This window comes from Rhodococcus sp. 14-2470-1b, assembly GCF_002259415.1.
GTDB lineage: Bacteria > Actinomycetota > Actinomycetes > Mycobacteriales > Mycobacteriaceae > Rhodococcoides.
In genome coordinates this window covers 336,468-362,877 of record NZ_NPFY01000004.1, presented here as the reverse complement: position 1 = coordinate 362,877, position 26,410 = coordinate 336,468, and the positions used below count along the sequence as shown (strand labels likewise).

General features: G+C 63.7%; 27 protein-coding genes and 3 pseudogenes. 8 read left to right on the top strand and 22 right to left on the bottom strand.

The window, feature by feature from the left end; translation table 11 throughout:
- Window positions 1-45: 45 nt before the first annotated feature.
- The 6 genes and pseudogenes from CH293_RS03105 to CH293_RS03085 all read right to left on the bottom strand — a co-directional run bounded on the left by CH293_RS03105 (window position 46) and on the right by CH293_RS03085 (window position 5,536).
- Window positions 46-315: a DUF6262 family protein gene (locus CH293_RS03105; RefSeq protein ID WP_255122679.1), complete on the bottom strand. Its 270-nt coding sequence runs from the start codon at window positions 313-315 to the stop codon at window positions 46-48.
- Window positions 312-2,477: a tyrosine-type recombinase/integrase gene (locus CH293_RS03100; RefSeq protein WP_094719324.1), complete on the bottom strand. Its 2,166-nt coding sequence runs from the start codon at window positions 2,475-2,477 to the stop codon at window positions 312-314. The genes CH293_RS03105 and CH293_RS03100 overlap by 4 nt, the downstream gene beginning before the upstream one ends.
- A complete protein-coding gene (locus CH293_RS28750) occupies window positions 2,474-3,094 on the bottom strand; it encodes a tyrosine-type recombinase/integrase (protein WP_369597553.1) in 621 nt (206 codons plus the stop codon). The genes CH293_RS03100 and CH293_RS28750 overlap by 4 nt, the downstream gene beginning before the upstream one ends.
- A gap of 266 nt (window positions 3,095-3,360) precedes the next feature.
- Window positions 3,361-3,660, bottom strand: a pseudogene (locus tag CH293_RS28745) (transposase); the annotation flags it as partial.
- Window positions 3,661-3,773: 113 nt separating this feature from the next.
- Window positions 3,774-4,166, bottom strand: a pseudogene (locus tag CH293_RS03090) (ATP-binding protein); the annotation flags it as partial.
- Window positions 4,163-5,536 (bottom strand): helix-turn-helix domain-containing protein, encoded by a 1,374-nt coding sequence (locus CH293_RS03085; RefSeq protein WP_094719323.1) that lies wholly within the window; start codon window positions 5,534-5,536, stop codon window positions 4,163-4,165. The gene CH293_RS03085 and the pseudogene CH293_RS03090, both read right to left, overlap by 4 nt.
- A 326-nt stretch (window positions 5,537-5,862) precedes the next feature.
- Between CH293_RS03085 and CH293_RS03080 the strand changes: the two genes are divergently transcribed.
- Window positions 5,863-7,173, top strand: a complete 1,311-nt coding sequence (locus tag CH293_RS03080; protein ID WP_094719322.1) for an MFS transporter — start codon at window positions 5,863-5,865, stop codon at window positions 7,171-7,173.
- Window positions 7,174-7,721: 548 nt separating this feature from the next.
- Window positions 7,722-8,762 (top strand): annotated as a pseudogene (locus CH293_RS28735) (IS30 family transposase); the annotation flags it as partial.
- A 36-nt stretch (window positions 8,763-8,798) separates the two neighbouring features.
- Here CH293_RS28735 and CH293_RS28730 read toward each other — a convergent pair.
- The 3 genes from CH293_RS28730 to CH293_RS03060 form a co-directional block, all read right to left on the bottom strand.
- Entirely contained in the window at window positions 8,799-9,464 is a 666-nt protein-coding gene (locus CH293_RS28730) for an alpha/beta fold hydrolase (RefSeq protein WP_303396207.1), read from the bottom strand.
- Window positions 9,465-9,682: 218 nt separating this feature from the next.
- Window positions 9,683-10,093 carry a VOC family protein gene (locus tag CH293_RS03065; protein WP_094719321.1) on the bottom strand — a complete coding sequence of 137 codons (411 nt, stop codon included), beginning with the start codon at window positions 10,091-10,093 and terminating at the stop codon, window positions 9,683-9,685.
- A 145-nt stretch (window positions 10,094-10,238) separates the two neighbouring features.
- Window positions 10,239-10,640 (bottom strand): ester cyclase, encoded by a 402-nt coding sequence (locus CH293_RS03060; RefSeq protein WP_094719320.1) that lies wholly within the window; start codon window positions 10,638-10,640, stop codon window positions 10,239-10,241.
- A gap of 524 nt (window positions 10,641-11,164) precedes the next feature.
- Here CH293_RS03060 and CH293_RS03055 point away from each other — a divergent pair.
- Complete coding sequence (locus CH293_RS03055; protein WP_176459886.1) at window positions 11,165-11,935, top strand: GAF domain-containing protein; 771 nt, start codon at window positions 11,165-11,167, stop codon at window positions 11,933-11,935.
- Window positions 11,936-12,140: 205 nt separating this feature from the next.
- Here the strand turns inward: CH293_RS03055 and CH293_RS03050 are convergent, their stop codons facing one another.
- Window positions 12,141-12,551, bottom strand: coding sequence for an ATP-binding protein (locus CH293_RS03050; protein ID WP_176459885.1), 411 nt, complete (start codon window positions 12,549-12,551; stop codon window positions 12,141-12,143).
- Window positions 12,552-12,631: 80 nt separating this feature from the next.
- Window positions 12,632-12,997 (bottom strand): STAS domain-containing protein, encoded by a 366-nt coding sequence (locus CH293_RS03045; protein ID WP_176459884.1) that lies wholly within the window; start codon window positions 12,995-12,997, stop codon window positions 12,632-12,634.
- 168 nt (window positions 12,998-13,165) lie between these two features.
- On the opposite strand from CH293_RS03045, the gene CH293_RS03040 reads away from it, so the two are divergent.
- From CH293_RS03040 to CH293_RS03020, 5 genes are all read left to right on the top strand, one after another.
- Entirely contained in the window at window positions 13,166-14,731 is a 1,566-nt protein-coding gene (locus CH293_RS03040) for a YihY/virulence factor BrkB family protein (RefSeq protein WP_094719317.1), read from the top strand.
- Window positions 14,728-15,006, top strand: a complete 279-nt coding sequence (locus CH293_RS03035; protein WP_094719316.1) for a DUF3618 domain-containing protein — start codon at window positions 14,728-14,730, stop codon at window positions 15,004-15,006. Before CH293_RS03040 ends, CH293_RS03035 begins: the two co-directional genes overlap by 4 nt.
- Window positions 15,003-15,275 carry a DUF4235 domain-containing protein gene (locus CH293_RS03030; RefSeq protein ID WP_094719315.1) on the top strand — a complete coding sequence of 91 codons (273 nt, stop codon included), beginning with the start codon at window positions 15,003-15,005 and terminating at the stop codon, window positions 15,273-15,275. Before CH293_RS03035 ends, CH293_RS03030 begins: the two co-directional genes overlap by 4 nt.
- Window positions 15,276-15,357: 82 nt before the next feature.
- Complete coding sequence (locus tag CH293_RS03025; protein WP_094719314.1) at window positions 15,358-16,449, top strand: glutamate--cysteine ligase; 1,092 nt, start codon at window positions 15,358-15,360, stop codon at window positions 16,447-16,449.
- 328 nt (window positions 16,450-16,777) lie between these two features.
- Window positions 16,778-17,500: a GAF and ANTAR domain-containing protein gene (locus CH293_RS03020; RefSeq protein WP_094719313.1), complete on the top strand. Its 723-nt coding sequence runs from the start codon at window positions 16,778-16,780 to the stop codon at window positions 17,498-17,500.
- Window positions 17,501-17,622: 122 nt separating this feature from the next.
- Here CH293_RS03020 and CH293_RS03015 read toward each other — a convergent pair whose 3' ends face one another.
- The 11 genes from CH293_RS03015 to CH293_RS02965 all read right to left on the bottom strand — a co-directional run bounded on the left by CH293_RS03015 (window position 17,623) and on the right by CH293_RS02965 (window position 26,393).
- The gene (locus tag CH293_RS03015; RefSeq protein WP_094719312.1) at window positions 17,623-18,315 is read right to left on the bottom strand and encodes a ZIP family metal transporter; all 693 of its coding nucleotides are present in this window, start codon (window positions 18,313-18,315) and stop codon (window positions 17,623-17,625) included.
- A complete protein-coding gene (locus CH293_RS03010; RefSeq protein WP_094719344.1) occupies window positions 18,312-18,749 on the bottom strand; it encodes a hypothetical protein in 438 nt (145 codons plus the stop codon). The genes CH293_RS03015 and CH293_RS03010 overlap by 4 nt, the downstream gene beginning before the upstream one ends.
- Before the next feature lie 120 nt (window positions 18,750-18,869).
- Entirely contained in the window at window positions 18,870-19,685 is an 816-nt protein-coding gene (locus CH293_RS03005; protein WP_094719311.1) for a glycosyltransferase family 2 protein, read from the bottom strand.
- Window positions 19,682-21,058, bottom strand: coding sequence for a cytochrome P450 (locus tag CH293_RS03000; protein WP_094719310.1), 1,377 nt, complete (start codon window positions 21,056-21,058; stop codon window positions 19,682-19,684). Before CH293_RS03000 ends, CH293_RS03005 begins: the two co-directional genes overlap by 4 nt.
- Before the next feature lie 278 nt (window positions 21,059-21,336).
- Window positions 21,337-22,020, bottom strand: coding sequence for a hypothetical protein (locus CH293_RS02995; RefSeq protein ID WP_094719309.1), 684 nt, complete (start codon window positions 22,018-22,020; stop codon window positions 21,337-21,339).
- A complete protein-coding gene (locus CH293_RS02990; RefSeq protein WP_094719308.1) occupies window positions 22,017-22,712 on the bottom strand; it encodes a HemK2/MTQ2 family protein methyltransferase in 696 nt (231 codons plus the stop codon). The genes CH293_RS02995 and CH293_RS02990 overlap by 4 nt, the downstream gene beginning before the upstream one ends.
- 56 nt (window positions 22,713-22,768) lie before the next feature.
- Window positions 22,769-22,966 (bottom strand): hypothetical protein, encoded by a 198-nt coding sequence (locus CH293_RS02985; protein ID WP_094719307.1) that lies wholly within the window; start codon window positions 22,964-22,966, stop codon window positions 22,769-22,771.
- A gap of 34 nt (window positions 22,967-23,000) precedes the next feature.
- Window positions 23,001-24,014, bottom strand: a complete 1,014-nt coding sequence (locus CH293_RS02980) for an NAD-dependent epimerase/dehydratase family protein (RefSeq protein WP_094719343.1) — start codon at window positions 24,012-24,014, stop codon at window positions 23,001-23,003.
- Window positions 24,015-24,128: 114 nt separating this feature from the next.
- Window positions 24,129-25,040 (bottom strand): manganese catalase family protein, encoded by a 912-nt coding sequence (locus tag CH293_RS02975; protein WP_094719306.1) that lies wholly within the window; start codon window positions 25,038-25,040, stop codon window positions 24,129-24,131.
- Window positions 25,041-25,507: 467 nt separating this feature from the next.
- Window positions 25,508-25,693 carry a hypothetical protein gene (locus CH293_RS02970; RefSeq protein ID WP_094719305.1) on the bottom strand — a complete coding sequence of 62 codons (186 nt, stop codon included), beginning with the start codon at window positions 25,691-25,693 and terminating at the stop codon, window positions 25,508-25,510.
- A 397-nt stretch (window positions 25,694-26,090) separates the two neighbouring features.
- Complete coding sequence (locus CH293_RS02965; protein WP_094719342.1) at window positions 26,091-26,393, bottom strand: hypothetical protein; 303 nt, start codon at window positions 26,391-26,393, stop codon at window positions 26,091-26,093.
- Window positions 26,394-26,410 lie beyond the last annotated feature (17 nt).

The window sequence follows — 26,410 nt, the reverse complement described above, 5'->3', positions numbered from 1 at the left end:
TCCGCTTGCGTCCAGCCATGTTGTTCAGTGTCCTATCCGCCCAGTTCACGGGCAACAAGACTCTAGAACGTCCTGGCCTCGTTTACCGGGAACACGCCACCCGCGTAGGTATTCGATGCGTCGGCGAAGCTCGGAGTGCTTGTAAAGGAAGGCGTGCGAGACGCCGGCCTCTCGTTGCACGGACTGAAATGTGATGGGTTCACCGCGTTTGACCAGGGATCTGATTGCCTGATCGGCAGCGTGTGCGGCGCGCTGAGATTTGGCCTTCGCGGCGGCAGTGAGGACGGCGATGCGGCGTTCTCGGGTGTCGGTCATGGTGTGCCTCTGCGGTCTTTGATCGGCTCGAGAGTTAGTGCGATCGGCCCGGCAGTGGAGCGGTTGCACGGCGGGGCGATGTCGTCGAGTGGATTCTCGGGTGTGCGTTCGAGGGTATCTATGAGGTCTGTAAGGGCGGTGTGTTCGGCGCGGCGGAGGTTGAGCCAGACGTTGTCCGAGGGCATAGGTTGGCCGTGTTTCTGTTCGAATTCTGTTGTGGCTCTGTCGATGATCTCCGTGGTCTCGTGAAGCTGACGTTTGAGGACGCTGCTGTGAGTGATGTCTGTGACGAAGACCGAGCATGTCAGGCATGCGTTGCCTTTTCCGCATGTCTGCAGTGGAGGAAGCATGCACCAGCCGTTCGGGAGGATTCGGTCGGCACTGCGGAACAGATGCAGGCTGTCGTGGTCGTCGCTGGACAATGCGATGCGCGTGCCGTCGGCGCGGAGTTTCGTGGTCGCGAGAAATGCTTGTTCGGCGTGTTCGTCGCGGGCCGCGATGTAGTGCATGGTCATCGTCGGGGTGGCATGGCCGGCATAGCGTTGGAGCACGTGAACCGGTAAACCGAGTTCGGCCAGGCGGGTAAGTCGGGTGTGACGAAACCGGTGAGTGTGACTCAGTTGCACCCGGTGTCCGCGGGAATCTTTGATCTGGATCACCGAACTGAGGGTGCGCAAAACCCAGTTGTATGTGCCGGATGGATAGGTTTTGTCGCCGCGACGGTTGCCGCTGCGTTGGACGAACAGGAAGCGGTGATCGACGTTCGGATAGTGAGTGTGCAGCCAATGTTTCTGTTCGGCGATGATTTCTGCTACTTCACGGTCGACGAGGATGGTGTCCGGTGCAACGTCGATCTTGCTCTGAGCGTAGCGGAACCTCGACAATGTTCCGTCGGCGTCGGCGCTTTGATCGGCCGTGGCGGAAAGGCAGTCGTAATCGCACGTTCGGATCTCGCTCGAACGTCGGCCGGTGAGGATTTGTAGCAGGATCATGCGCATGGCCTGCGGATCCTCGAGCCCGTCGACAGTGATGTCGGTACCGTCGCCGCGTGTGAGGGTGAGCTGTTGATCGCGGGGCAACCCGATCAACGGCAGAGCTGCGGTGATCTGGCTGAGCGCATGGTCGTCGATGTAGTGGGTGTCGCTGAACCCGTGGTGGTGTGGAATTCGGGTTACTCGGCCGAACCAGCTGTCCGCGTGGGTGGTGGTCACGTGCTGCCAGGGGCCGGGGCCCAGAACGGTGCGCGACTCGGCGGGGTTGGCCGCGATGAACTCGAAGAGACCGGCGACGGCACGCAGGTCGTCGTTCACGGCGCGGATCGCCACGGGTGTGCCGAGGTGTCGGGTATCGGATTGGCGGGTGGCGCGATTGCGGCGATCCGCGGTCCAGCGGGAAAAGGCCGCGGCCTGCTCTACGGCGGTGGCCGGGTCACCGAGGACGTCGGTCGGGTCGGATAGTGTTGTACTGAGCCAGGTGTCGAACCGACGTAAGCTCAGGATTCGTTCCTGGCTGACCGTGGTCCACCGCAATGTGCCGGACTCGAGCATGGTGCCCAGATACCATTTCACTGCAGACCGCAGCCACGGCTGGGTGATCTGCCCGGGCGAACACCCGTAGTTCCCGCATGGCTCCCTCGCGGTCAGTGGGATCCGCGGATTGCAGCGCGGATGCCACTCGTCGAGCTGCCACCAAGGACCGTCGTGGCACGCCGAGATCAAGGCCTGGCGGGCGAAACCGAACAGCACCCGCAGCCGCGCACGTCCCTTGTGAGAGGGCACCGACTTGCCTCTACTGAGATAGAACCAGCTCTGCAGTGCGACGGCAGCGTCGTAGTCCATCTCGCGAATCGATGACGGAACCCGATGCCCCTCTGCTGTTGCGCGGCGCAGCACGTTCGCCAACTGCGCAATCGCAAGCACCGCTACACGGGTGCCGTCTTCGCTCTGCCAATGTGCCGTCCACGCCAACTCCGCGGCAAAGGGATCCGGAATCGAACTCAAATCGAGCTGAGGCCAGTCATTCTCGGTGATCGCTGCCCAGTTCTCGATGCCGGGGCCCAGGACCGGTCCGTGCCATTGCGGCGGCAGTGCGTCATGTAGTCGCCAGATCGGGTCGATACCGATGCCGACGCCAACGGGCGGGTCCTGCCGCTGAGGGGTCATCGTCTTACCTGCATCGCACCGGCATAGGCGGCCCAGTTCGCTGCAGCGCGCAAGGCCTCGTCTTCTCGGACCCACCCGTAGAGGTCGAGGGTGGTCTGCACGTGGGCGTGGCCGAGTCGGCGCGATACAACCCAGTCGGGTGTCCCGGCCAGAAGCAACGCGGTGGCGTGCGTATGCCGAAACCAGTGTGGAGTCCACTCGGGTGGGCCAGCGCCGTGTCTGCGTAGCGCCGACACTTTCTCTCGTACCGTCGTTTCGCGCAGCGCAGCCAGCAGAGGTGGGCGCATCACATTCACCAGAAGAGGACTGTCCTCGGTCAACGTCAGACCGAATTCAGCAGCCCTGCAAACGATGTAAGTGAGGTAGTCAGCGAAAAGACGTTCGAGGTCGGAGCCGACGTAAACCCGTCTCGGACGCATCATTTTCACTCGAGCCCCATTCGTGTTGTCCTCTCTCGGGACGATCTCGACGAACGGTGTCCCGCCGCGACCCATCACGAAGTCGCCGATCCGCAACCCCAAAGCCTCACCGAGCCGCATACCGGTGTCTGCGAGCAATGCGAAGAGAAACCGGTCTCGCAGGTTCCCTTCCCACTCTGCGGTGACGGCATCGAACACCGCGCATCCATCCAAGATGGCCTGAATCTGGTTGGCAACAGTATCGGTGGACGGCGAGTGCCGCGATGACCGCGCACCCGCACCAGTGACGATGGTTGCGGTGCAGCGCGAAAATCGAGATGAGAAAGCAGACCCCGTGTCGGTATCCGCCGCGACGTTCCGCGCATCAACTTTCCCGCAACTGGAACTCCGAATACTGCTTCTTGCCAACGATAGAAGGACACCACCGCCGCAAGGCGGGCCTCCAACGTCGACGCCTGCGGCGCTGAGTCGGGTGGGACGAGGCTGTGCTCGACTTTGCGGTCGTTGCGCAACCAGGACAGAAATCCGGTCACTGCCGGGGCGCCCACATTGTGCCAGTTGCCTTCGTCGCCTCGCTGCTCCAGAAACGACCACCACTGCGCCAGCGATGTTGCATACCCACGCACGGTGTTCGGCGACCACAGGTGCCGGTGAGCTTCCAACCACTGCTCGATCGGTACTACCGTGCGGTAGAACGCGTCGACCACAGTCCACGTACGGGTCCCTCCAGCAGGCGTAATCGCCAATCCGAATGCCACACACATCATCCCCTTCGTTGTTGCGGTCCCTCCGATAACCCCGAAACAACGATGACCGAGCAAGACCAACTACCGTCGTCGTGGACGTTACGGACAGTGGAATAACACCCGTTGATAACGGGTGGTCCGATGAGCAGCACGTTCGTCGCGGTCTCCAGATATCTGCAGGTCGCGAGCTCATCGATCAGTTTCTTGTCGACGCCGGCGGCGTTGTCGAAATCGAAGTCCTCGAGCGATGCAGGTGTCGGTAGACACGCGAACCGCAGCCTGCCGGTCAACCGCCGCGCTTCGGTGGCAGCAACCTCGATCGACAACAACCGCTCCAACGCCGCCGTCATCGACAGCTCCTCCGCCGCTGCTTGGTCGAGGACCGCCGGCAACGCTTCGGCCGCATCGGCGAGTTTGAGGACCCCGAGATGCCCACGCAGGCGTTGGTAGAGACTCGCGGATTCTGCGGTGTTCGGTGTGGGTAGCCGATCGGCAGCGTCGCGGGCTTTCGGTGTTTCGCTCATGCGAGGGTGTTCCTTCCTCGTGCGGCCCGCTCGTAGGCCGAGAGGTCGATGACATCCGACGACGCTGCCGGAGAACCCGGTTCGGCGGGCGCAGCGGAGCTGATCGAGTCTTGGAAGCGGCTGCCACGCAATGCTTCTGCTGCCCTGAGCGCATCGGGTCCCGGCGGTATCCGTTCTTTGCGGCGGTGAGGTTTACCGGTGTTCGCGGTCGCCATCGCGACCCGTTCGAGCGCGACGACGTGTCCGCTGTCGCGGACGATCATTCCCAGGCCATCGGCGGCGGCCGCATGCCGGGCGACGGTGATGCCGGAGGCGGTGACGATGTCGAGATGAGCACCGCCGACGGGGCGGGTGACGGTGACCTGCGCGGACAACAATTCCGGCGGGACCGAATACTGGTTCCCGCGGTAGGACACCAGTGCTTGCCGTGACGCGGTGCGGGTGTCGCCGAGGATCACCGGATACGCCGTCGCCGGCGGTGCCTGCAAGGGCTCGGCCGCTGCGAGGTCGGCGACCGTGCTGGTCCCGTTCGGGGTGTGGCGAGTGCGACTGTCGGAGACGGCGGCACAGAAGTTGTCGAGATGCGCTTGGGCCTGCTCGACGCTCATGTCCGGTAGCGATCGCCACCAGCGCTGCGCGGCAGTGTGATTCGCCTTCTCGACTACCCCTTTGCGGTTTCCTCGTCGGGGTGGGCAGATCGCGACCGAGACCCCGTAGTATTTCGCGACGCCGGCGAAGCTGGCGGTCACCGCACCGGACGCGGGGTAGCAGACTGTGGCCATCCGGTCGAAACGCCAGACCCGGGTGATGCCGCCGAGCGCGCGAACGACGCGGTCGAGGTTGTCGACCAGATGCGGTTGATCCATCGACGGGGTCAGTACTGCACGCCACTTACCCGAATGCGCGAGGGAACCGACCCACAGGTGCGCGGTTTTGCCCCAGCCCCATTCGGTCGGCGGGTTCGGCAGATCGACGTAGTCCCATTGTGTTTCCTCACCCGGCGGGTGTTCGATGATGGCGTTGGCTCGATCGGTCGCCGTCCTGCAGGACATGCAGATCGGGCGTAGTTTCTGTTGCCGGATCTTGCGGGTCATCGTCGGATAGGACAGTGCGAAACCCAGGGCTACCAGTTCGTCGAACAGGGCCACCGCCCACAGATGCGGGTCTTCGGTGAAGCGATAGCGGATGTAGTCGATGAAGTCCTCGAACGGGTCCGGGCTCGATTTCTTCCGAACTCCGGGGGTGGTGGTTCCGTTGATGTAGTTGCGGACGGTTCGGCGGTTGCGGCCGGTATGGCGGGCGATGTCCGAGATCGACATGCCGCGTTTGTGCAGTGCGGATATCTCCATGTCCTCTTCCCATGTAAGCATGAGATCGCGGGTCTCCTTCGGGACGCTGGTGTGTGGTCAGAGACCATCAGCATCGGAGGAGACCCGCCCTCATTGGCGGAGCCACACGGGTGAGCACTTTCAGAGATCAGAACTGGGCACTTTCACTGAGCGCCGTCAGCTCGGAGAACCGAAGAACCACCTCAGCGCAGTTGAAGCTGCATCGACTGAAGTAGGGTCTCGATTCGGAGATTGATTACCATCGATCGACAGGGGAGGGGTCGCCCGTGAGCAGCCGACGGACGGAGTCGTATCAGGGGGACAAGAACACTAGATCGCATCGTGGAGCGCTCGTAGCCTTGTGCTCTGTGCAGTTCATCGACGTCATGTGCGTCACGATCGTGGTTACTGCGTTGCCCCAGATGACGGCCGACCTCGACGGCACAGAGGCTGACAGCTCTCTGATAGCAACGGCCTACGCGACGTTTTTCGGCGGACTACTGCTCTTCGGCGCTCGCGTCGGAGAGCGGTTCGGTCACCGACGCAGCATCCTTGCGAGCGTGTTCGTCTTCGCCGCGGCAGCAGCCATTGCTGCCATGTCGCACTCCGCTCTTACCCTCGCTTCTTCCCGCGGGCTGCAAGGGGCGGCGGCAGCGTGCGCCGTCCCATCTGCGTTGACGCTGTTGACTAAGCTCTCGTCCAACGAACGCCAGCGCGCATCGTTCATCGCTGCATGGAGCGCATCGGGCGCTGCAGCCGGAATCACAGGGTACGTAGTCAGCGGTGCGCTCACCCAGCTCGGAGATTGGCGTTTGATCTTCTGGTCGCTCCTGGCAGTGTCACTCCCATTGGCAGCCGCCGTCCTGGCATTCTTACCGAGAGATTCGACCTCTCGAGGTAGTCGACCCTTCAATGTTATGGGTGCCCTGACCGCTACGCTGACAGTGATGTCTGCCGTTGTCGGGGCAACACTGATGGGCGCGCCTGCGCGCAGGTTGACCGGAATGATTCTCCTCGCAGTCGCTGCTGGTGGGGTCGCCCTGTTCATCGTGGTCGATCGCCGTTCGAAGAACCCTCTTGTACCCGCTGTACTGGCCCGATCGGCTAACACGCGGTGGGGTTCGGCGACAGCTTTCGTCAACACAGCAACGACCAGCGGAGTGGCGACGGTGCTGACAGTTTACGTGCAAAAACAGTTGGGGCACAGCCCATTAGGCGCTGCAGCGCTATTGCTTCCGTTGAGCGCAATGGTCATTGGCGGTTCGATAGCTGCCGGTAAACTCGACGATCGAGTCGGTAACGCTGGGACGGGCGCGTTCGGTTTAGCACTCATCTCGCTTGGTATCGGGGTACTCGTGGCGTCCTCGGAAACGTCGGTGATCGTGATGTCGGCGACGGCGGTTGTCGGGTTCGGTTTGGGACTGTCGTCTGTTGCGAGCACTGCTATAGGCCTGTCGGTTCCGGAGGATCGACGGACTGTCGCCTCTGGTCTTGTCAACACTGCGGCTCAGCTCGGCACGGCGTTGGGGACCGCACTTCTGCTGCTTCTTGCAGCAACGCCCGACCATTCACCACCGCCGGATGCAGCCGATCCTTCAGCACCGCGACTTGCGTGGACGGTTGCCGCTGTTCTCGCGGGTGGTACTTCGCTGTTGTGGTTCGCTCGACGAGCTCGCTAACGATGAATGAGGATCCTGGTAACCAATCAGACCCGACGACGGCCTGCTGATGCTAGGCCAGTTTGCCCTGCAGGACCCGACCAAAGCCACAAAAATACCGGAGCGGGCTGAGATAGCGACCAAGAATGATTAACCGTTAAACGGTAGGTTTACTGGTAAACCTGCGTATTGACCTGGTCGTACCGCTTCGGTTTCGTGAGCAAAGTTCCTCCACAGGACGCACTCGCGGTGGTCAGTGGTGTCGCGGCCGAAAAAAGTCGATGAGGGCGGCTGCGACGGCGGTGGGGTTCTCTTCGGCCATGTGGTGTCCCGAGTCGATGACGACCGATTGAGGTGGACGGGCACACCAGGGTTCCCAGATGTGTGTCGGGTTGCCGTAGAGAGTTGCCATGTCATCGTGCGCGGACCATCCAACCAGGGTGGGGCATTCGATGAGTCTGGGCGGGCTCAACCGGTGGATGCGCCACCGCTCCTGATCAGGGAGTAGGTGGCGTGTCGTGGGTGGACGACCACGCAAGTCAGAGGAAGTACGCGATAGCTTCTATGCCATGGTCGACTCTGGGGTGTCGGTATCGAGGGCGAGCGCTGCACATGGCGTGGGCCGCAGGTCTGGTTATCGGTGGTTGGACGAGCGTGCCGGGATCGTCCGTGGTCGGGTGCGTGAATCGAGCGGGCCTGCTCTGGTGTTGGAGGATCGGGTCGAGATCGAACACGGTCTACGAAATAGCTTGTCCCGCAGACAGATCAGCGTCGAAATCGGACGTCATCATTCTGTCGTTGCCCGCGAGGTCACACGCAACCGCAACGCGGACGGCAGCTACCGTGCTGTCTCTGCGCAGCGCCGCGCCGATGCTGCGATGCGCCGCCCGAAAATGTCGAAGTTGGCCACCGACGGCGAGCTTCGAGGCGAGGTGATCAGGGGACTGAACAAGAAGTGGTCGCCGCAGCAGATTTCGCAGACACTGAAGCAGGATTTCCCCGACCGACCGGAGATGCAGGTGTCGCACGAAACGATCTACCAGGCGATTTACGTACTTCCGCGTGGTGGACTGAGGAAGGAGATAGGCGCAGCCCTGCGCACCGGTCGAGCATTTCGCAAACCGCACGGACGAGTCGCCAAGTCGAAGAATGCTCGGCATATTCCTGACAAGGTCGGTATCGCCGAGCGGCCCGAGGAAGTTCTGGGGCGTACTGTTCCAGGGCATTGGGAGGGTGATCTGATCATGGGCAAGAACAACAAGTCCGCGATCGGAACGCTCGTCGAACGCACCACCCGGACGACACTGCTGTTGCATTTGCCCGACGGCCACGGCGCGGTGCAGGTCCGCGATGCGATGATCGAGGCGTTGCAATCGTTGCCTGACCTGCTGAAACGGTCGGTGACGTGGGATCAGGGTTTCGAGATGCGAGCCCACTCGGAGATCAGTGTGGCCACAGGAGTGGCGATCTACTTCGCTGATCCTCACTCGCCGTGGCAACGGGGAACGAACGAGAACACCAACGGGCTACTGCGCCAATATTTTCCGAAAGGCACCGATCTGTCGGTCCACTCCGCCGAAGATCTGCAGCGCGTTGCCCTGGAGCTGAACGAACGCCCCAGAGCAACGCTAGGCTACAGACCGCCGTTAGAAAAAATCGCAGAGCTGGTCGGCGCATCCACCACTAGAAACCGCCCTGCCTGTGCTGCGGTCGTGCTCGTCGGCGAGCCGGTCGACGTGCAAGCCCGCGGCGTAGTCCTCGAGCATGCTGCGTACAGTGTCCGGGTCGCCCAAGGCGTCGACGAGATCGTCGTAATTCTGTTGTCCCATCGTGTGCGGGTCGGGCTGGTACCACCCGATCGAGTCAGCGACGATGAGCCGTTGCGCTGCTGGTGTGGCGTAGAAGAACCAATGCCACCAGGTTTCGGCGAAGTGAGCGTCGACGCGCTCCAATGCCTCGACGATAGGGACGCTGTCCAGCACTGCCAGTGCGCTGACTCGGTCGGGGTAATCCAAGGCGGCCCGATAGGCGACGTAGCTTCCGCGATCATGGCCGGCGATGGCGAACTGTTCGTGTCCAAGGTCGTTCATCAACCCTGCGATGTCGTTGGCCATCGCACGGTCCGAATAGTTTTCGTGGTCGGCGCTCGGAGTCGGTTTCGAGGAGTGTCCATAACCGCGTAGGTCGGGGCAAATTACTGTGAACCCGGCGTCGACAACCAACGGCGCGACCCGGTACCAAGTCGTGTGTGTCCGTGGATGGCCGTGAAGCAGGACCACTGCAGGACCCGATCCGGCCGACCGACCATGCATTCTGATGTCGCCAATGGCCGTATCCCAGGCTTCGAACTGCGTGAACATCGGCCTCCCTGTTTTGATGAATGCAAACCGCTGGCGCACCGAACGCCTTTGAGCTTCGTGCAACGTCGAATGATTTGCACAACCCTTGGTTTGGAGAAAATCTGGGACTGGCGATGATCGATCGGCCGAGCGCATCTCCTGTGCCCCGAAAGGTTGTCGACAACCGACAGTCACGCGACGAAGATGCAGAACGGGTGACCTGATGGATCGGCGAAGACGTAGAGCGGCTCCACGGCGTCATCGGTACGATCGAACATCACCTGCGCACCGAGTAACTCGGCCCGTTGTCGCTGTCTTTGCAGTTCCTCGACATTGGGCACGGTGAAGTCGAGGTGCATCTGCATCGGGATGTCGTGCGCCGGCCACGTGGTTCTCGGCAACAAGTCGACGCGCTGGAACGCCAATTTTCGGACGCCGGTCGCATCCTCGAGCACCAACCACCCCGGCTGGGATCCGGGGGTTTCGGACGGCTCGTCGCCTGCTCGGTATCTCAATCCCAGGAGTTGCCGGTAGAACTCGGCAAGTGCGCGAGGATCGGTCGTGTCGATGACAGTGTGCAGCAACTCGGGGTACTGGAACAACGGTCGCCTCCATCCGCTTCGTACCTCGACGGTGCCATAGCAGGGCGCCTCTGGCCAGCCTTGGTTGGCGGAACTGTCGCCATGGGGTCCATACCCGTGAGCAACGACCGAGGGGCCGACCCTGATTATCGTGCCCGATGGCCCTCTAGACTTCGCCGGTAAGAAGCTCACTGCGTAACGCAGCTTCCAAATCTCCCCAGCACCGGGCGATCTTGCCGTCATTATCAATCCTGTACACCGCGAGCTCTTGGATCCGCACGTGCCGACCGGTCGGGGCGATCCCGCCGAACCCACCGTGGTGGGTACCGGTGTCCGTCAGCCGAGCCGCCATCGACAGACCCTCGACGATCAACTCTTCGATCTGCCAGTTGAAATCAGGGAACGCAACGGTAATATCTCGAAGTCCGTCGCGGTAGCCGCCGAAGCCGCTGCGAACACCTTCGACGTCGGTGGCGATGAACTCGGAGAGGTCGTTGAAGCGGCGTTCGTTGCATGCGGCGATGTACCGCGCATAGGTAACGGCTGGATTGTTTGCGAACGTATCCATGCCATCCAGGGTAGAGGCCTGCTCAGTCCACGTTCGGATCAGAAGCTCAGGAAACCGGTATTGAGCCAAGGAGCGCCGTTGGCTCCACGGTTTCGAAAAACGATTCGAGTCGGAACGCTGTGCGCTGCAACAATATGCAGTAGTTAACATGACATAATCTAGCTTATCGGTAATGAAGATCGTTGTCTATAACTGCGGGTCTGATGGCTGATATCGCTGCACCGGCCCATCTGGGTTCGACAAGCGAGGCCACAGCCGGCCACTGAACGCACACACCTCAAATCCTGCCGCCCTGGTTGATGACTGTTCCAGTCACCGGTCCACAGTTGCGGGAGAGCTTTTGCCGCGACGGCTACCGGATCGGACCTGCAACTAGGGAGTTCGTCACGGGTGACGAAACGACTCAGGTCGAGGGCAGCTTGCCTCCTGCCGCTTTCGACACCGAATTCAGTATGACGTCTGCGTTTACACAGATGCCAGTTGCGGGTAGAGATTCGTATCGAAGTCAAGGCAGGAGAGGGATTGTGGTCGCGGAAGACGAGAATTACGGCGCAGACGCCTGGCGGTTCGATATCGGCGGCACACAACCCTCCGATGCGCTGTCCGGTCACCAACACTTGCCAACAGTCGCGCAGGTCAGCGCGGGGTGTGTGAGTGATGCAGGTGTCGACGGGGCTGCTGTCGCCATTCTGACCGACGACGCGGATGCGCGAGATTTGTTGTACGCCACGAACTCACATGCAGCCCGCATAGACGAACTCCAGTTCACTACCGGCGAGGGACCGTGCCTCGACGCTTTCGTCACCGGAGCGGCGCAGCTGCATGCCGACATCGGCAGCCGACCCGACACCACAGGTTGGCCCTCGTTCGCATCGGAAGTAGTCCAGGAGTTGGGTGTCCATGGGGTCTTCGCATTCCCTCTCTTCAGCGGCGGAGCCCGACTCGGAGTGCTCGAGCTCTACCGGCAACGACCGTCCACCTTGACGGCATTGCAGCTCGCAGCCGCGCAGACCGCGGCCGCGGCCCTCGGCGAAGCGGTCATCACCGAATTGTCCTCGTATCCGCAAACGTTCGACCATTCCATGCACCGGGCACCTGCCGGCCCTTACCGGTTCGCGCGATCCGATATCAGCATCGCAGTTGGAGTGTTGGCAGCACGCCTGCACGTATCCACCTCCGATGCATCGGCGCGCTTGCGAGCCCGCGCCTACGCCGACGCCCGTTCGATCTCGTCGTTGTCCTACGACATCGTCCACGGCGACGGTGCGTTCTACGAAGACCCGGGGAGCAACTGACGAACCCATCCGGTGTGCGCCGTTCGGATCGAAAACACTCCCTCCAGCTGTGGCGAGAGTACGTCGGCTTACGTCGTTCGTATTGTTGGCTCCGCCGTGGTGGGGTTGCTTCGAGCAGCATGTACCCCGCAGTCCCCGGATTTCTAGCTCACTCGACAGAGCTCGCGCCGTAGCCTCTGCGGACACTGCCCGCTGCGATGAAAGTTCAGACTGACGAGTTCATCAACACCGATGTTCCGCGGTGCGTGTGATCGATCGAGGTGTCGTTACTCAGCGCGGTCATCAATGGGATTCCGTTGCCGCGCAATGGTGTCGGTGTGGGTTGTTGCCAGGTGCCGTGGTCGCTGACCGACACCTGCAGTGCGCCCTGTGTTGCGGAGTAGGCGGCGTGGACGGTCATCGTGCCGGCGACGGATCGATCGCGGTAGGCGTGTTCGACCGCGTTCGCCACAGCTTCGTACACGGCAAGGGTGATGTCGTGCCGGGTCTGTTCGGTGAAGGCAGTGGCGCTCAACCATTCGGCGAGTGCGCGGCGTATCGCACTGGCGTGTGACGGGTCGGCAGGTGCGTCCGAAATCACCCACTCGATTGGTCCCGCCCCGTGCGCAGGAGGCATCGACATCATGGTGTCATACCCGTCTCCACCGAAAAATCCCCTACCGCCGCTCGAAAAACTTCCTGTCGGATCAGGTGTGTTCAGGCTGCGAGTGCCGAGACGGCCGCGTCGAGGTCGGTGTAGATCACGAAGTGTTGATCGAGGCCCATCATGGTCAACGGGCGGGCAGTGCTCGGGCCGTCCGCCACGACCGCGAATACTGCGGCATCTCCGATTCGGCGACTGGCTTCGGCCAGCACGCTCATGCCCATCGACGCCAGGAACGGCACGTTCGTGAGATCGACGATCAGTGCCGTTGGCTCGAGCTCGGTCAGTACTGTGTCGATCGACTCGGTCAACTGCGGCGCTGTCACGAGGTCGACGTCCCCCTGCACAGTCAGAACAACCAGCCCGCCCTGTCGGGTCACGCCGACCTCGAACGGGACCGCCACAGAGTCAGCTGTCATCTCGAACCCGACCACCTTCACATTTGACCTACCGAACAATGGGAACCAGTTTATAACGCGGACAGTGGCACGGCGGTTCGTAGCCGAGCCAAAAGGGCGAGCGGCTTCGGTGCAGTCCTCGTCGAGGGCGGTCTGATTCGAGTTCGAGCGGGTGGGTATCGAGATACGGTGAGCACCGAGCCTGATTCGCCTGCACCGATCGACGCCGATCCCGACGACCCGCGCAAGCCGGAGTCGCCGACGGATCTGACGAAGCCGTCCTGGGTGTTCGTGGTGAAGAAAACTGCACGCGAGTTCTCTCGCGACCAGTGCACCGACCTCGCGGCCGCGCTGACCTACTATGCGGTGCTCTCGCTGTTCCCGGCATTATTGGCGATCGTGTCACTGCTGGGGGTGTTCGGGCAGGGCCAAGCAACGGTCGACGGTGTGCTGCAAATCGTCGGTGACCTCGGACCGTCGTCCGCCGTCGAGACCTTACGCGGCCCGATCGAGCAACTCGTGCAGGCACCGACCGCGGGCTTCGCCTTGATCATCGGTGTCGCAGGCGCATTGTGGTCCGCATCCGGGTACGTCGGCGCGTTCGGGCGGGCGATGAACCGCATGTACGAAGTCGAGGAAGGCCGACCAGTCTGGAAACTGCGCCCAGTGATGCTGCTGGTCACGTTGATCGCGCTGGTGTTGATCGCACTTGCTGCGGTGATGCTCGCCATCAGCGGTCCCGTGGCCTCGGCCGTCGGGGACGTTGTCGGACTCGGTGACACCGCACTGACCGTCTGGAACATCGCGCGCTGGCCGCTGGTGCTGGTGCTGATCGTCTTGGCGGTCGCCATCTTGTACTACGCGACCCCGAACGTGCAGCAACCGAAGTTCAAATGGATCAGCGCGGGCGCAGCGGTGGGAATCATCGTATGGATCCTCGCGACGGTCGGGTTCGGGTTCTACGTCGCGAACTTCTCCAGCTACAACAAAACCTACGGCTCACTCGCCGGAGCGATCGTCTTCTTGCTGTGGTTGTGGATCACCAACCTGGCGTTGCTGTTCGGAGCCGAACTCGATTCCGAACTCGAACGTGGCCGCCAGCTCCAGGCAGGCCTCGTGGCCGAAGAGCGACTGCAACTGCCGCCGCGCGACACGCGCGTGTCGGACAAGAACGAGGCGGCAGATGCCGAAGCGATCGAGCAAGGCCGGCGCCTACGAGAGAACCACAACCCACCAGAGACCGACCCGGCGAACACTGACCGACCAGTTCGGCCATCGCACACCCCGGCCGAGCACACCCCGAAGGAGAACCTCATGACCGCAGAGCACCGCCCCGGCCACGCCGGGACCGACCCCGCCCGGCAGCCCGACGTCGCCGATCTGTCGACGGTGCAGCTCGTCGAACGGCTGACCACACAGGTCTCGACGCTGGTGCGCACCGAAATCAATGCAGGGCTTACCGAAGTCAAAAACAAAGGGTCCCGCATCGGTATCGGCATCGGAATCTCCGGCGCGGGTGCCCTACTGCTGTTCTTCGGCCTCGCTGCTCTCCTGACCGCCGCGGTACTGGGTCTGGCGACCGTCGTGGCAGCGTGGCTCGCGGCGCTGATCGTCGCCGCCGCCGTCCTGCTCATCGGTGCGGTACTGGCCGCCGTCGGGGCATCGCGGGCGAAGAACGCACTGCCGCCGATACCCGAAGACACCGCAGCGAGCGTCGGTGACGACATCACCGCCATCAAGGAAGGAATCCGATGACCGACACACCAGCCGGGCACACCGCTGACAGCAACGAGCCCCCGCCGAGCGTGGAGGACCAACGCGCCGAACTGGCCGAAACAGTGTCTGCACTCGCCGCGAAAGCAGACGTGCCCACCAGGGTCAGCAACGAAGCCGCTTACCAAGCATCGAGGGCATCGAACGCGGTTCAGGATCATCGCGGCGCCGCCGCCGGAATCATCGGCGCTATCGTGGCCGCGGTCGTGGTGACCGTTGTTCTTCGCCGCCGACGTTCGAGAAAGGTAGTGCGATGAGTGCAGTGTCGAAAGCGTTCTACACACCGCTGTCACTGGCGACGAGTGTCCTCGGCGGGATCGCGGCAGGCGCGGTGTTCAAACAGGTATGGAAACACGTTGGCGACAACGACGTCGAGGCGCCGGACCCGAAAGACCTCACCCGGTCGGTGCAGGAGGTGCTGATCGCGGCCGCTGTTCACGGCGCCGTGTTCGGCATCGTCAAAGCCGCGATCGACCGTGCAGGAGCTACCGGCTACCGGGCACTGACCCACGAAAACCCAACATAACCGACGCGAGCGCTCGGTAGCCGTAGCGAACGCTGTCGGTCGACGCCGAAGCGGTCGACAGCGCGCGGGAAAGGGACATCGGATGACTACGCGGCAGGTTCCGACATTCGGCGTGGAAGAAGAACTCCTACTTCTCGACCCAAGCACCGGTGTCCCGGTGATGCGGAACCGGGAGGTAGCCGACCGCGCTGCATCGCTCGGTCTCGACGTGCAGCTCGAACTGACGCCCTGTCAGATCGAGACCTCGACACCGGTGCTGCACACTGCCGACGAGCTGCTCGCTCAGCTGGACCGGTCCCGGTCGTTGGCCGCGTCCGCAGCCCGCGCCTGCGGTGCAGCGGTCCTCGCGGCCGGTGTACCGCCGATACTGCCCACCAGCGGCCCGATCACCGACACCGTCCGCTACCGTCACATCGCAGCCGAATACGGCATCATCGCCGCCGAACAGGGCATCTGCGGAGCCCACGTACACGTCGGTGTCCCAGATCGGCCCACGGCACTACACGTCGGCAATCACCTCCGGCCATGGTTACCTGTTCTGCTCGCGCTGACGGCGAACTCGGCGTTCTACGACGGCCACGACACCGGCTACGCCAGTTGGCGTTCGGTGTTGTGGTCGCGGTGGCCGAGCGCCGGGCCACCGCCGTTCGTCCGGTCACCCGAGCACCACGCACAGTTGCTCGCGCAGATGAAAGACGTAGGCGCCATCCTCGACGACGGGATGGTCTACTGGGATGTTCGCCCCTCGGCAAGGTTTCCTACCGTCGAAGTCCGCGCCAGCGACGTCCCCGCCGACACAGCCGACACAGTGCTGTTGGCGGTCCTGGTCAGAGCGTTGGTCATGACCGCTCTGCGCGCCATCGACGACGACGTTGCACCGCCCGACACCACCGATCATGCTCTGCGGTGGGCGTATTGGCGTGCAGGCATGTCCGGACTGCGATCGACTCTGGTTCATCCGCTCACCGGCCGGTCCGCTCCCGCCGGTGCCGTGATCGACAGTCTGTGCAGCCACGTCGCGGATGCGCTCGCCGAATCTGCCGATTCCGCATGGGTGGAGACGCAGGTGAACCGGTTGCGTACACGCGGCTCCGGCGCGGACCGACAACGACGGGCGCGCGCGGCTACGGGGTCGATCGCTGCCGCGGCGTTGTCAATGATCGAACGCCCGTGAGGGCGGCGACGCTGGCCACCAATTCCCGCCGGGAACGCGCCATCACCTTCGGTGACCCCGAGACCGCCCGCAAGCCGTACACCTGAGGTGAGCCGCGACCCGATCTGTTGCCCTTCAGGCCGTCGGACACGATCGCGATGCAAAGCCCGCACTCTGCCGACCGCGGTGGAGTCGGCGGAAACCCTCGGCATGATCGTCCTCGCTTGAACCGGACGTCGGGCTGGTGCTTGCGGCGAATTGACCCTCGTCTTCGGTGCCGGTGCTGCTCTGCACCTGGCAAAATGGGCAGCACGATGTTCTGGAACTTTCGCTGTGAGAGGCAACGACTGTGAACACTTCCAACTCGCATCACACTGGTCAACGCTTCGCGTCGTTGGCGTGGGACCTTGCGCAAGAAACTGCATCCGCCCCAACCGCTCAGCGCGTCGTCGACCTGGCGGTGAAAACGATCTCCTGCTCCGGAGCCGCCGTAACCACGCTGCGCCGCAACGGGACCCTGAACGTCATCGCCGCGTCCGATCCGGCTGTGGTGTCAACGGCGGCCCGCATCGCAGATCGCACCGGACAATCGTCGACCAGGGCCACGCTGACGGCGAAAGCAACCACCGTCAACAACGATGTCGAGCACAATCTGCGGTGGGATCAGTATCGGCGCCTGATCACTGCCGACACCCCGATCCGTTCGACCGCCAGCTTCTATCTCGCATTGGCAGACGTCGAACTCGGTGTGATGAGTTTCTACTCCCACCGGCCACAGTTCTTCACCCCAGGGGTGCTGGACGATTGTGCGATCTACGCCGACCATGCCGCGGTCGCGCTCAAGGCGGCCCGGGCGGAGGATCGCGGCACGCAGCTGGCCGAAGCAGTCAAATCCAATCGTAAGATCGGCATCGCAACCGGCATTCTCATGTCGCGCTACGCAGTCTCCGAAGCCGCGGCATTCGACATGCTCGTGGTGGCCTCGTCGCACACCAACCGCAAATTACGCGAGATCGCCGCGGAGACCGCCGCGACGGGCGATGTTCCATCGTGGCGGCCGAAACACACGTGACCGCAGAATGCTGCGATCGGGAGCAATCGAATGGTGATCGAGTGTTCGGGTGTTCAGCCGCCGCGGCGCCGCCCCTGACTCCCCGGTCGTCGACTCGCACCCATCGACTCGCACCCATGGACTCATCCGAGTGCGAAGGCGACCAGAAAGCCTGCAGCGGTGGCCATACCGACCCACCACCCGCCGTCGCGATAGGCCTCGGGCATGAGCGAGTCGGCCAACACCGCCAACGTAGCGCCGCCGGCGAACGCCTGCACAGCGGCGATCCCGGTCTCGGGGATGACGTCGGAGAGCGCGAACCCGACAACCGTGACGACCACCAGCATCACGGCGGTCACCACCCACAATGCCAGTGCTCGCGCGCGACTGAAGCCGTGCTGATCACGCATCAACGCAGCCCCTCCCACGGCCTCGGGGACGTTGCCGACGGCGACGGCCACCAGCAGCACCAGGCCGCCGCCACTGGTCAAGGACACCCCGAGTGCAGTGTTCTCCGGGACACCGTCCAACACGGTGCCGAGCATCAATGCCCACCCGATCGCGGAGGGACCCAACTTGTTCTCGATGACGTGGTTGGCGCCCACGTACACACCGGCGCCCGCGAACAACGCCGCGCCTGCGACCGCGATTCCGGCTACCGCGAAGGCAGGTGCGAACAGTTCCGAGGACACCGCCGCGATCATCGTTCCTGCGCCGAATGCCATCATCGCCGCCAACAGCTTCCTCGGCAGCGACCACCGCAGACCGATTGCGGCACCGATCACCAACGGGGCGGCAGTTCCGGCGCCGTACAGGGCAGCTCCCGCGGCGTTCACGGCCGCGCGTCGTGACCCGGCCGCCCGTGGCTGCGTCGACGCTCTTTCATTTCCGATTCGAACACGTGAGCTTTCCCGTCCTGCAGCGCATCTCGGACGCGCTTTTCTTCGGCGCGGAAGATCGCCCAGTAGTTGTCGTCGAAGTCCTCGACGATCTGGAACGTCCAGCGTCCGGCGATGACGTTGCGGCCGAGCAATTCCTGCTGCAATCGCTGCGCGTGTTCGGGGTGCCCAGCACGATGAAGCGCCTCGACGGCGTCGCCGAGCAACAGGTCACCGTGCCCGATCAGCTGATGCAGTTCGTACAGGTGCCCGCGGGCTCGTTCGACACATTCGAGGGCTTCGGATACTTTTCCCACCGCAGCAACAGTGTCGTCGTCGACTCCGTCGGGTCTGCGGTATCGCTCGTCGGGGCTCTCGGCGTGCTCGTTCATGGATTCCGGTATCTCCGCCGACACGACCGCCGAAACACACCGCTTCCCTACAACCACTGCGTCGCCGGGCGGTGCATGCTCGGCGCAGTCGATACACAACCGACTACCGATGCCTGGCGGTCACGCGGTGGACCGCGAACGACGGAGAGTCCCGCGGGTGCCGCGTGCCAGATGCTCGTCTGCTTCGAGGTCGGCGAGGTGAGCGGCGAATCCGGCGGGAGCGCGGCCCATGCGGCGATCCGAGGTGGCGACGGTCCAGGTGTCGAGCCACCCGACGACGCCGCCTGCGGCAACGACACGAGTCATCAGATCGACGTCCTCACCTGTCGCCAGAGCACGGAAACCACCGACGTCCCAATACATGTCCGCTCGTACGGCCATGTTCGCGCCGTGGATGTGTCCGTGGTTCTCACCGGGCGGGGTGCGGTAGCGGTCGGTGTACCGGTTCGCGAGCGCGGTGCTGTGTTCGCGCCACGTCGGTACGTCCACGGTTCCTGCCAACGCCTGCCGCCCGCTGTGTGCGGCTACAAGTTCGGTGAACGAGGTGTGAGGGACGCGGGAGTCGGCGTCGGTGCAGGCGAACCACGTCGCCGTTCCCCGGCCGCGTCCCCCATAATCGAAACCCGCCGCGCGGGCTGCACCGACGTTGCCGCGGTCGATATGCACCACGGACACCCCGGTGGGGATGTGATGTGCGCTGTCGTCGGTGCAGGCGTCGAGGACGACGACGATGTCGACCGGCACCGGTGCCTGCGCTCGTGCCCGTACGAGTGCGCCCAGACACACCGGGAGCAGTGCCGACTCGTTGTGCGCGGGAACGACGGTCACGATGCGATCCACCCGATCCGATGCCGTCCCTGCGGCAGGGGCCGCATTCGTCGGATCGTGTCCGTTCGAGTATTCGGCGTCCTCGTCGCTACGGTGCGCGGCGGTCATCGATGCACGGCCAAATTGATCGAGTAATGGTTGATCGTGGCAGGCAGTGGGTGCTTGGCAGAGAACGACGGCGCCGACGTGTGGTCGATGGTGCCCAATTCGCTGAGTACGTTCGCCAGAGTCATCGATGCGATGAACAAGACGAGGTTCTCGCCGGGGCATCGGGCTGGGCCGGCGCTGAAGGGCACCACACCAGGCAGCAGCTGCGCACGGCCGTCGAGCCACGCCTGCGGGGTGAAGGTGTCGGCGAACGGCACCGTGGTGGGGTCTCGATGAAAAGCTCCCGCCAGGATCAAAAACGCGGCACCCGGTCCGATATCGAATCGTTCGCCGTTACTGCCCCAGCTGGTTTTCGTGAGGGAGTCGCGCAGAATGGCGGGGGTAGTGGGCCACAACCGCACCGATTCGAGGACGCATGCCTGAAGATAGGGCAGCACATGGGGTTCGGAGAGGTCCGCCCCGCCGACTTCCCGGCGGGCTCGCTTCATCGCCTCGGGGTGAGCCGCGAGAAGGGCGAGCGCGCGCAGGGTGACGATGGCCGCAGCATCGAAGGCGAACAACCAGTGCGGAATTTGACCGACAGGATCGACCGTGGGCGCGGGTCGAGTGGCCGCGACCGCCCCGGCCACACTCAACGGGTCGGCGGCGTCGACGTAACGGTAGAGCTGGTCGAGGAATCGCTCCCGTAGTCGGCGCCGATTGGGCCGCAGATACGACCTGTTACCGACCGACCGCAAAGTCCACAGATCGTCGGTGACCGCCTCGTCGTCACGGGCTGCGGCGCCGAGAACAATGCTGCGGACCATCCCCCACCAAGACTCGATGAACGATGCCGCGTCGAGCGTTCCTGTAAGTGCCGCATCTGCGGCCAGAGCTCGTGTTTCGGCGGCGATGGTGGTGGTGATCGCGCCCGCGAGGTGATGTAGGGGGCGATCGGTGTCGAGGACGTCTTCGTTGAACGTTCGTCGCGGCGTCCGCATCGCCCCGCGGGAAACGAGCAGTCCGTGCGGCTGAAACGGGCTCAACGCTGCTATTTTCTCTCGGTTCGCGGGAGCGAAATGCTCCGGTGATTCATGCAGGATCCGGGCGACGTCCGCGGCAACGAGCGGTAGCGCCACGCGTCGCCCTGGGAGGTGAAGTTGCAGTGGGCCGGCGCCGTGAACGCTGCGAAGTTCAGCCACCGTCGCCACGACGTCGGCGTCGGTTTGTCGGCGTTCGAGAATCGGCATGATCGTGCGTCGGCGAGCGATGACACCGCCTGCGATCAACGGTCCGGTCAACGACGCGAGCAGCTTCACAGCTGCAACGCCGGTCACCGAGGGTCCGGCGCAGTCGGTGCGGGCGGTACGCAGGTCGGAGTGTGCGCGCGACATGCAACGCCGATACCCCACGGCAGTACAGATCAAACGTCCCCATACCGGATCGCCGATATCATTGTGCCACTGCAGGTTTCATCTGTTCAGGGGTTCGCGTGTGCGTCGCATCGGCCTGCGAAGCGGCATCCGACACGGTGGTGGTGGCGCGCACACGCCAAACCGCACATTGCGCACACGGTGAGGGATCGCAACCAGGACTGCGGATTCCGCGGCATGTCATCGCTGCGGACCGAGCACACCTGACGAGCCATCCACTGGGGTACAGCCCTGTCGTTTCAGATCGGATCCGCTGCTGCTCGTCCTGCTCGGCTGTTCCGGTACGCCGACAAGCGGAGCGCACGTAAACATTCCGGTTGCGGGCGTACCTCGGCGGGACTGTTCAGTACCGGATCGAACGCATCGATTTCGTGGCCGGGCGCGGTGAGGACGAGCGAGTGCACCACCGCGGCCGGAACGAACCCGCCGCCCCAACCGCAGGCTTGTTCGATCGCAATGCTCACCCGATCCGTCGCCACCGCAGTGCGTACCTCCTCCGTGCTCATGTGATCGAGGTCGGGAGCTGTTATCCGTGCCCGCAGCCACCACATCCGGCCTCGATATTTCAGCGGCATCAGCGACGAGAAGTGCGCTGCGTTCCAGGTCGACGACGGCCAGGGCACCATCCGCCCGAACCTCCCTGTCGCCGACCCTGCCAGCAGTACATCCCATGACGGTGACGCGCCGGCCTCGGTCGTCGGCAGCCGCAACGCCAGACCCGCAACATCCGGCAGACCGGACGGCAGGCCGATCCCCTTCGACATCCGAACCGAAACCTCACACGAACGCAGTGGAAGTCCAGCATCCTCGGGTGCCGATCGGATCAGCGCGCCGCTGTAGTGGACCCCGTTCGGATGGAACGCCCGCGCCGCACGCATTGCGGACACTGCCCGGAACGGCATACCCAGCACGTGCGCGATCACTGGGTGCCCGCGTTGGACGAGGTCAGGTGCGCTTCGATGACCACGAACTTCTCGGTGTCTGCGCCGGGTGCGATATGTCCTTCGGCGGCCAGGTAGGGCGCCCGCGACGCCATCACCGGCCCGAAACGATGCCGCTGTGCAGCCACCACACGGGCCGCGAACCCGCTCTCCGACAGCAGGGTCAGGGTGCGGGCAGGATCGGCGCAATCGGACTGCACCACCAGCAACACCCCACCAGGATTGAGTAGCCGATGTGCGTTCTCGCACAATGGATCCAACACGAACCGGCCATCGGTGCCTGCATTCCAGGCGCGCTCGAGTCCGGTCCCGGCCGGGGTATCCGGCGAGGGGACGTAGGGCGGATTGCACAGCAGTACATCGAACGGCGGCACTGTCAGCGCCTCGATGAACGATCCGAGGCGCACATCGACGTCGAAGCCTGCTGCGGCGGCATTGCGGCTCGCGCACTCGACCGCCCGCGGCGAGAGGTCGAACGCGACGACCTCGCGCGCGCCTGCGCGTGCTGCTGCGATCGCGACAGCCCCGCTGCCGGTGCACATGTCGAGCACCCGCGCGCCGTGGGCGGCACCGGACGCGGCTACGGCGTCGCACAGCATCCAGGTGTCCTGCTGCGGCGTGTACACGCCGGGGTCGGCATCGACGCGGGGGCGGCCGGATTCGAGTGTCGTCATCGTGTGCTCCTGAGTTGGATCGAACCATTGTCCGGGGGGGTCGAGCAGGTCGGTGATCAGCCCAGGCGGGCGGTGACAACATGTGACACCGCGATATGGACGACTTCGCTCTCTTGGGTGTCGAGGAAGGTGAAGACACCGGGGTAGGTGTGCCCGACGGGTGTGTGGACGGTTCCGGTGAGGATCCGGCCGTCGGTGAGGGTAAGTCTGATGTTGTCGGTGCGGCCGAGTAATCCGTCGAGCAGTTCGCGCATTCGTGATGTCCTTCGATCGAGTGAGTCGTGCGGGTCAGGCTGACAGCGGCGGGGTCGGTGCGTCAGCGCGGCCAGGGACTGCGCGGATCAATTCGGTGAGCGCCTGCGCCGAGGTGTAGCGGGGTGCCCAGCCCAGCTCGGATCGGGCGCGCGTGGTGTCCATCAGGGGTAGTCGGAGTACTGCGTCGAGCAGGTCGGGGCTGGTGGGGATGATCCGCAACTTCCACAGCACGGTGATCAGCGCGCGCACCGGAGCAATCGGAAGCGGGATGATGCGGGCACCGAGAATGTCGGCGAGGACCTGTGCGGTCACCGGCGGATCGGCGGCGATGTTGAACGAACCACGTACATGCGTGGTCGCGGCCCGGGCGAATGCATCGCCGACATCGTCGGCGTGCACTGCCTGAAAAGTCAGACCTGGCATCGACGGCACGAACGGGATCAGGGCGGGCCGGACGAGCTGCGGAGGTAGGAACGGGCCCGCGAACAGGCGTCGTTGTTCGGTCGCCGCGGCATGCTGGAACACGAAGCCCGGCCGCAACCTCACGACGCGCATGGATGGGTTCTCGAGTTCGACCGTGTCGAGGGCACGCTCGAGATACGACTTCTCTCTCGTGTATGCCGCGCCCGGCCAGCCGTGCGTCGGCCAGTCTTCCTTCACCGCAGCATGTTTCGGTCCTGGTGCGTAGGCACCGACCGACGATGCGTAGACCAGCGATGGAACGTGCGCCCGGGATGCGGCGTCGAACACTGCAAGTGCGCCGAGGACGTTGACGTCCCACGTCGCTGCGGGGTCGCGGGTGGGTTGGAACTGCCACGCGAGGTGGATCACGACATCTACGCCGGTGACGAACGGTAGTAGGTCCTCTGCGGCGATATCGACGGCGGCGTAGCTAGTTTTTCCTGGTGGTCGCCGGTCGGGGGTGCGGCGGGCCAATCCGATGATCTTGCCGACCCGGGGATTGTGTTCCAACGCGCTGATGACGGCGGTGCCGAGGTTGCCGGTGGCTCCGGTCACCAGCACGTTGAGCAGGGAGGCATCGTTCACGGTGAAAGGATCCTTCACAGAGCAGGAAATCGCACGGACGGGGCGTCGGAGCGGCCCGGAAACCACCAGTAGCGCAGGTGTCCGGGCCGCGTCCGATGTGACTGGTGAAAAAGGTCAGGTCGCGTCGGGGTCGAGGGCATCCTTGATTTTGCCGACTACGCCTTTCTCGGTGCCGAATGCGGCCGAGGCGGGATCGCCTTTGGATCCGTCGTAGGTGGCGTAGAGCTTAGGATCCGGTGCGGGAGCCGAGGCTTTGCCGCCCAACGGTTGTGGATCGGCGAGGAATCCCATCTGCCGTTTGCCGTCGGGCGCGAGGCGGTTCGCCCAGCCGCCGGTGGCAGAGAATTCACCGTCCGAGAGGTGCCAGAGGTCGGTGGCGTGTTCTGAGGCTTCCTCGTCGAACAGTGCGTCCGGCGCGATGGCCCCCTCGAGATCATCGGCCTGCAGCTCTTCGATCGCAGCGAGCCACAGGTTCTGATGGTGGGTATCGCGGGCGAGGTTGAATTTCAGCATTGCTTTCACGCCCGGGTCGTCGGTCATGTTGTACAGCCGCGCCGTCTGCAGGCGGCCCTGGGCTTCGGCAGCGACGTTGGCCCGGAAATCGGCAAGGAGATTGCCGCTGGCGACGATGTATCGACCGTTCCAGGGGTATCCATTGGAGTCCGCCGGAAGCGCACCTCCGCCTGCAACGATCGCCTGCTGGGGATCCATACCGCCCATCACTGCCGCGACGACCGGGTCTGCAGCGGCGTTCTTCGTCGATTCGGTTGCCGGTGCACCTTCGAGCAGGCGGGCGACCATCGTGGCGAGCATCTCGACATGGCCCATCTCCTCGGTGGCGATGTCCATGATCAGGTCCTTGTACTTGCCTTCCATACGGCAGTTCCAGCCTTGGAACAGGTACTGCATGGTCACGGTCATCTCGCCATAGGCGCCGCCGATGAGTTCTTGGAGTTTGTGGGCGTAAACCGGATCCGGCTTTTCCGGCTTGGCGTCGAATTGCAGGTAGACGGTGTGACGAAACATGTAAACTCTTCCTCCAGGTCGGGGTTCAAACAAACAACTCCGTCCGACTACCCGCCCCTTTGTTGGGCAAACCCTGTGTGCAACAACGGTTTCGAGCCGAAAACGAGGCTCGCAGCCGCCTGTTTCGTGCTGCCTCAAACATGCCACCGCGGATCCTCGACCAACGAATCGAACCTGCTTGGTGTGGATACTCGGTACGCATGCACACGTGCGCACGCGGGGTATAGGTACGGCTGCCGTCCGGACGATGCGACCTTGTCGTGCTCGACGCCCGAGTCCGGGTGATCGACGATCGGGCAGGTGTCAACACCTCGGCCACCGGGATCGTGTGACCGAGAGGTCGTCCTGGGCGAGCTACCGATTCGCAGTTGCCGCAGTTCGACTACAGCTGAACATGTTTTGACACACCGCAGGCAACGAAACAGTCCGCAGCGGCTACTCTGTGTCGAATTCGGAGAGGCCTCGGGTCAGGCAGCGTCGAGCCCGCCGAGACGGGATGCGTTCCGCCCGCGCGGACGTGCGACCGGTTCGATCGTTTCCGCTGACGTCGCGGGCGTGTCGTTCACCGGGTCGAGGCCGAGAACCGAAGCCCACCATGCTCGCCGCTGCGGCGTCTCTGTCCAGACCACCATCGTGTCGTCGTCGAGATCCATGTGCATGCCTCCGCCGTCTTCACTGCCCTCGCCAACTAACCATCGGCATGCCCGACTGGACGGGCTGTCAAACCCGCCCGATCACGCGTAATTCGACGCGCACGGTGACGCCCGTAGCTGGCGTTCATGCATCGCAGTTGTGTCTGCAGCCTCGTCACGAGGCGTATCGGGGCGACCCGTCCACGTGGAAGGAACGTTGGTCTGCGGGTCATCTTTGTTCGTAGTGGTGTTCTTCCGCGTTGTGGAACATCTGCAGAAAGCTGGCCGGGCTCGACGTGGTTGCTCCATCTCGCTGCGTGGGGCGTTCTCTGCGTTCGTAGGCGGGGTGGTCGTTCGCGGGGTGGGAGTCCGGGGACCGAGGATCAGAACTGTCGCTGGACATGGCCGGTCGGCTCCTTCAGTGGGCGCCTGGATCGGTGAGATCGCGCCCTTCCCTGGCGTTGACGCGTGTGCGTTCGAGCAGAACGATGGTGAGCCCGGCTGCACACAACACCACCGCTGCGATCGATCCGATCCAGACCCACCCGCCGAATCCGTACGCGGCTGCTGTCAGGGTCATCCCGAGTGCCGCCAGTGCCGCACCGATAAACACGTAGCCGGGCCAATTGCGCACGTCTTCGAGTGCTTCACCGGCGTGCTCGCGGACCGTGTTGGCGCTGTCAGCGGTGTAGTCGTCATCTCGTACGTTGTCCTCGGTCATGCTGGTCCTCCTCCTCG

Excerpts from the sequence above, each read along its gene's own strand:
- CH293_RS03105 (WP_255122679.1), bottom strand. The coding sequence starts at position 315 with ATGACCGACACCCGAGAACGCCGCATCGCCGTCCTCACTGCCGCCGCG.
- CH293_RS03100 (WP_094719324.1), bottom strand. The coding sequence starts at position 2,477 with ATGACCCCTCAGCGGCAGGACCCGCCCGTTGGCGTCGGCATCGGTATC.
- CH293_RS03085 (WP_094719323.1), bottom strand. The coding sequence starts at position 5,536 with ATGCTTACATGGGAAGAGGACATGGAGATATCCGCACTGCACAAACGC.
- CH293_RS28730 (WP_303396207.1), bottom strand. The coding sequence starts at position 9,464 with ATGCATGGTCGGTCGGCCGGATCGGGTCCTGCAGTGGTCCTGCTTCAC.
- CH293_RS03060 (WP_094719320.1), bottom strand. The coding sequence starts at position 10,640 with ATGGATACGTTCGCAAACAATCCAGCCGTTACCTATGCGCGGTACATC.
- CH293_RS03050 (WP_176459885.1), bottom strand. The coding sequence starts at position 12,551 with ATGCCTCCTGCGCACGGGGCGGGACCAATCGAGTGGGTGATTTCGGAC.
- CH293_RS03045 (WP_176459884.1), bottom strand. The coding sequence starts at position 12,997 with ATGACAGCTGACTCTGTGGCGGTCCCGTTCGAGGTCGGCGTGACCCGA.
- CH293_RS03035 (WP_094719316.1), top strand. The coding sequence starts at position 14,728 with ATGACCGACACACCAGCCGGGCACACCGCTGACAGCAACGAGCCCCCG.
- CH293_RS03030 (WP_094719315.1), top strand. The coding sequence starts at position 15,003 with ATGAGTGCAGTGTCGAAAGCGTTCTACACACCGCTGTCACTGGCGACG.
- CH293_RS03025 (WP_094719314.1), top strand. The coding sequence starts at position 15,358 with ATGACTACGCGGCAGGTTCCGACATTCGGCGTGGAAGAAGAACTCCTA.
- CH293_RS03010 (WP_094719344.1), bottom strand. The coding sequence starts at position 18,749 with ATGAACGAGCACGCCGAGAGCCCCGACGAGCGATACCGCAGACCCGAC.
- CH293_RS03005 (WP_094719311.1), bottom strand. The coding sequence starts at position 19,685 with ATGACCGCCGCGCACCGTAGCGACGAGGACGCCGAATACTCGAACGGA.
- CH293_RS03000 (WP_094719310.1), bottom strand. The coding sequence starts at position 21,058 with ATGTCGCGCGCACACTCCGACCTGCGTACCGCCCGCACCGACTGCGCC.
- CH293_RS02990 (WP_094719308.1), bottom strand. The coding sequence starts at position 22,712 with ATGACGACACTCGAATCCGGCCGCCCCCGCGTCGATGCCGACCCCGGC.
- CH293_RS02985 (WP_094719307.1), bottom strand. The coding sequence starts at position 22,966 with ATGCGCGAACTGCTCGACGGATTACTCGGCCGCACCGACAACATCAGA.
- CH293_RS02975 (WP_094719306.1), bottom strand. The coding sequence starts at position 25,040 with ATGTTTCGTCACACCGTCTACCTGCAATTCGACGCCAAGCCGGAAAAG.
- CH293_RS02970 (WP_094719305.1), bottom strand. The coding sequence starts at position 25,693 with ATGGATCTCGACGACGACACGATGGTGGTCTGGACAGAGACGCCGCAG.
- CH293_RS02965 (WP_094719342.1), bottom strand. The coding sequence starts at position 26,393 with ATGACCGAGGACAACGTACGAGATGACGACTACACCGCTGACAGCGCC.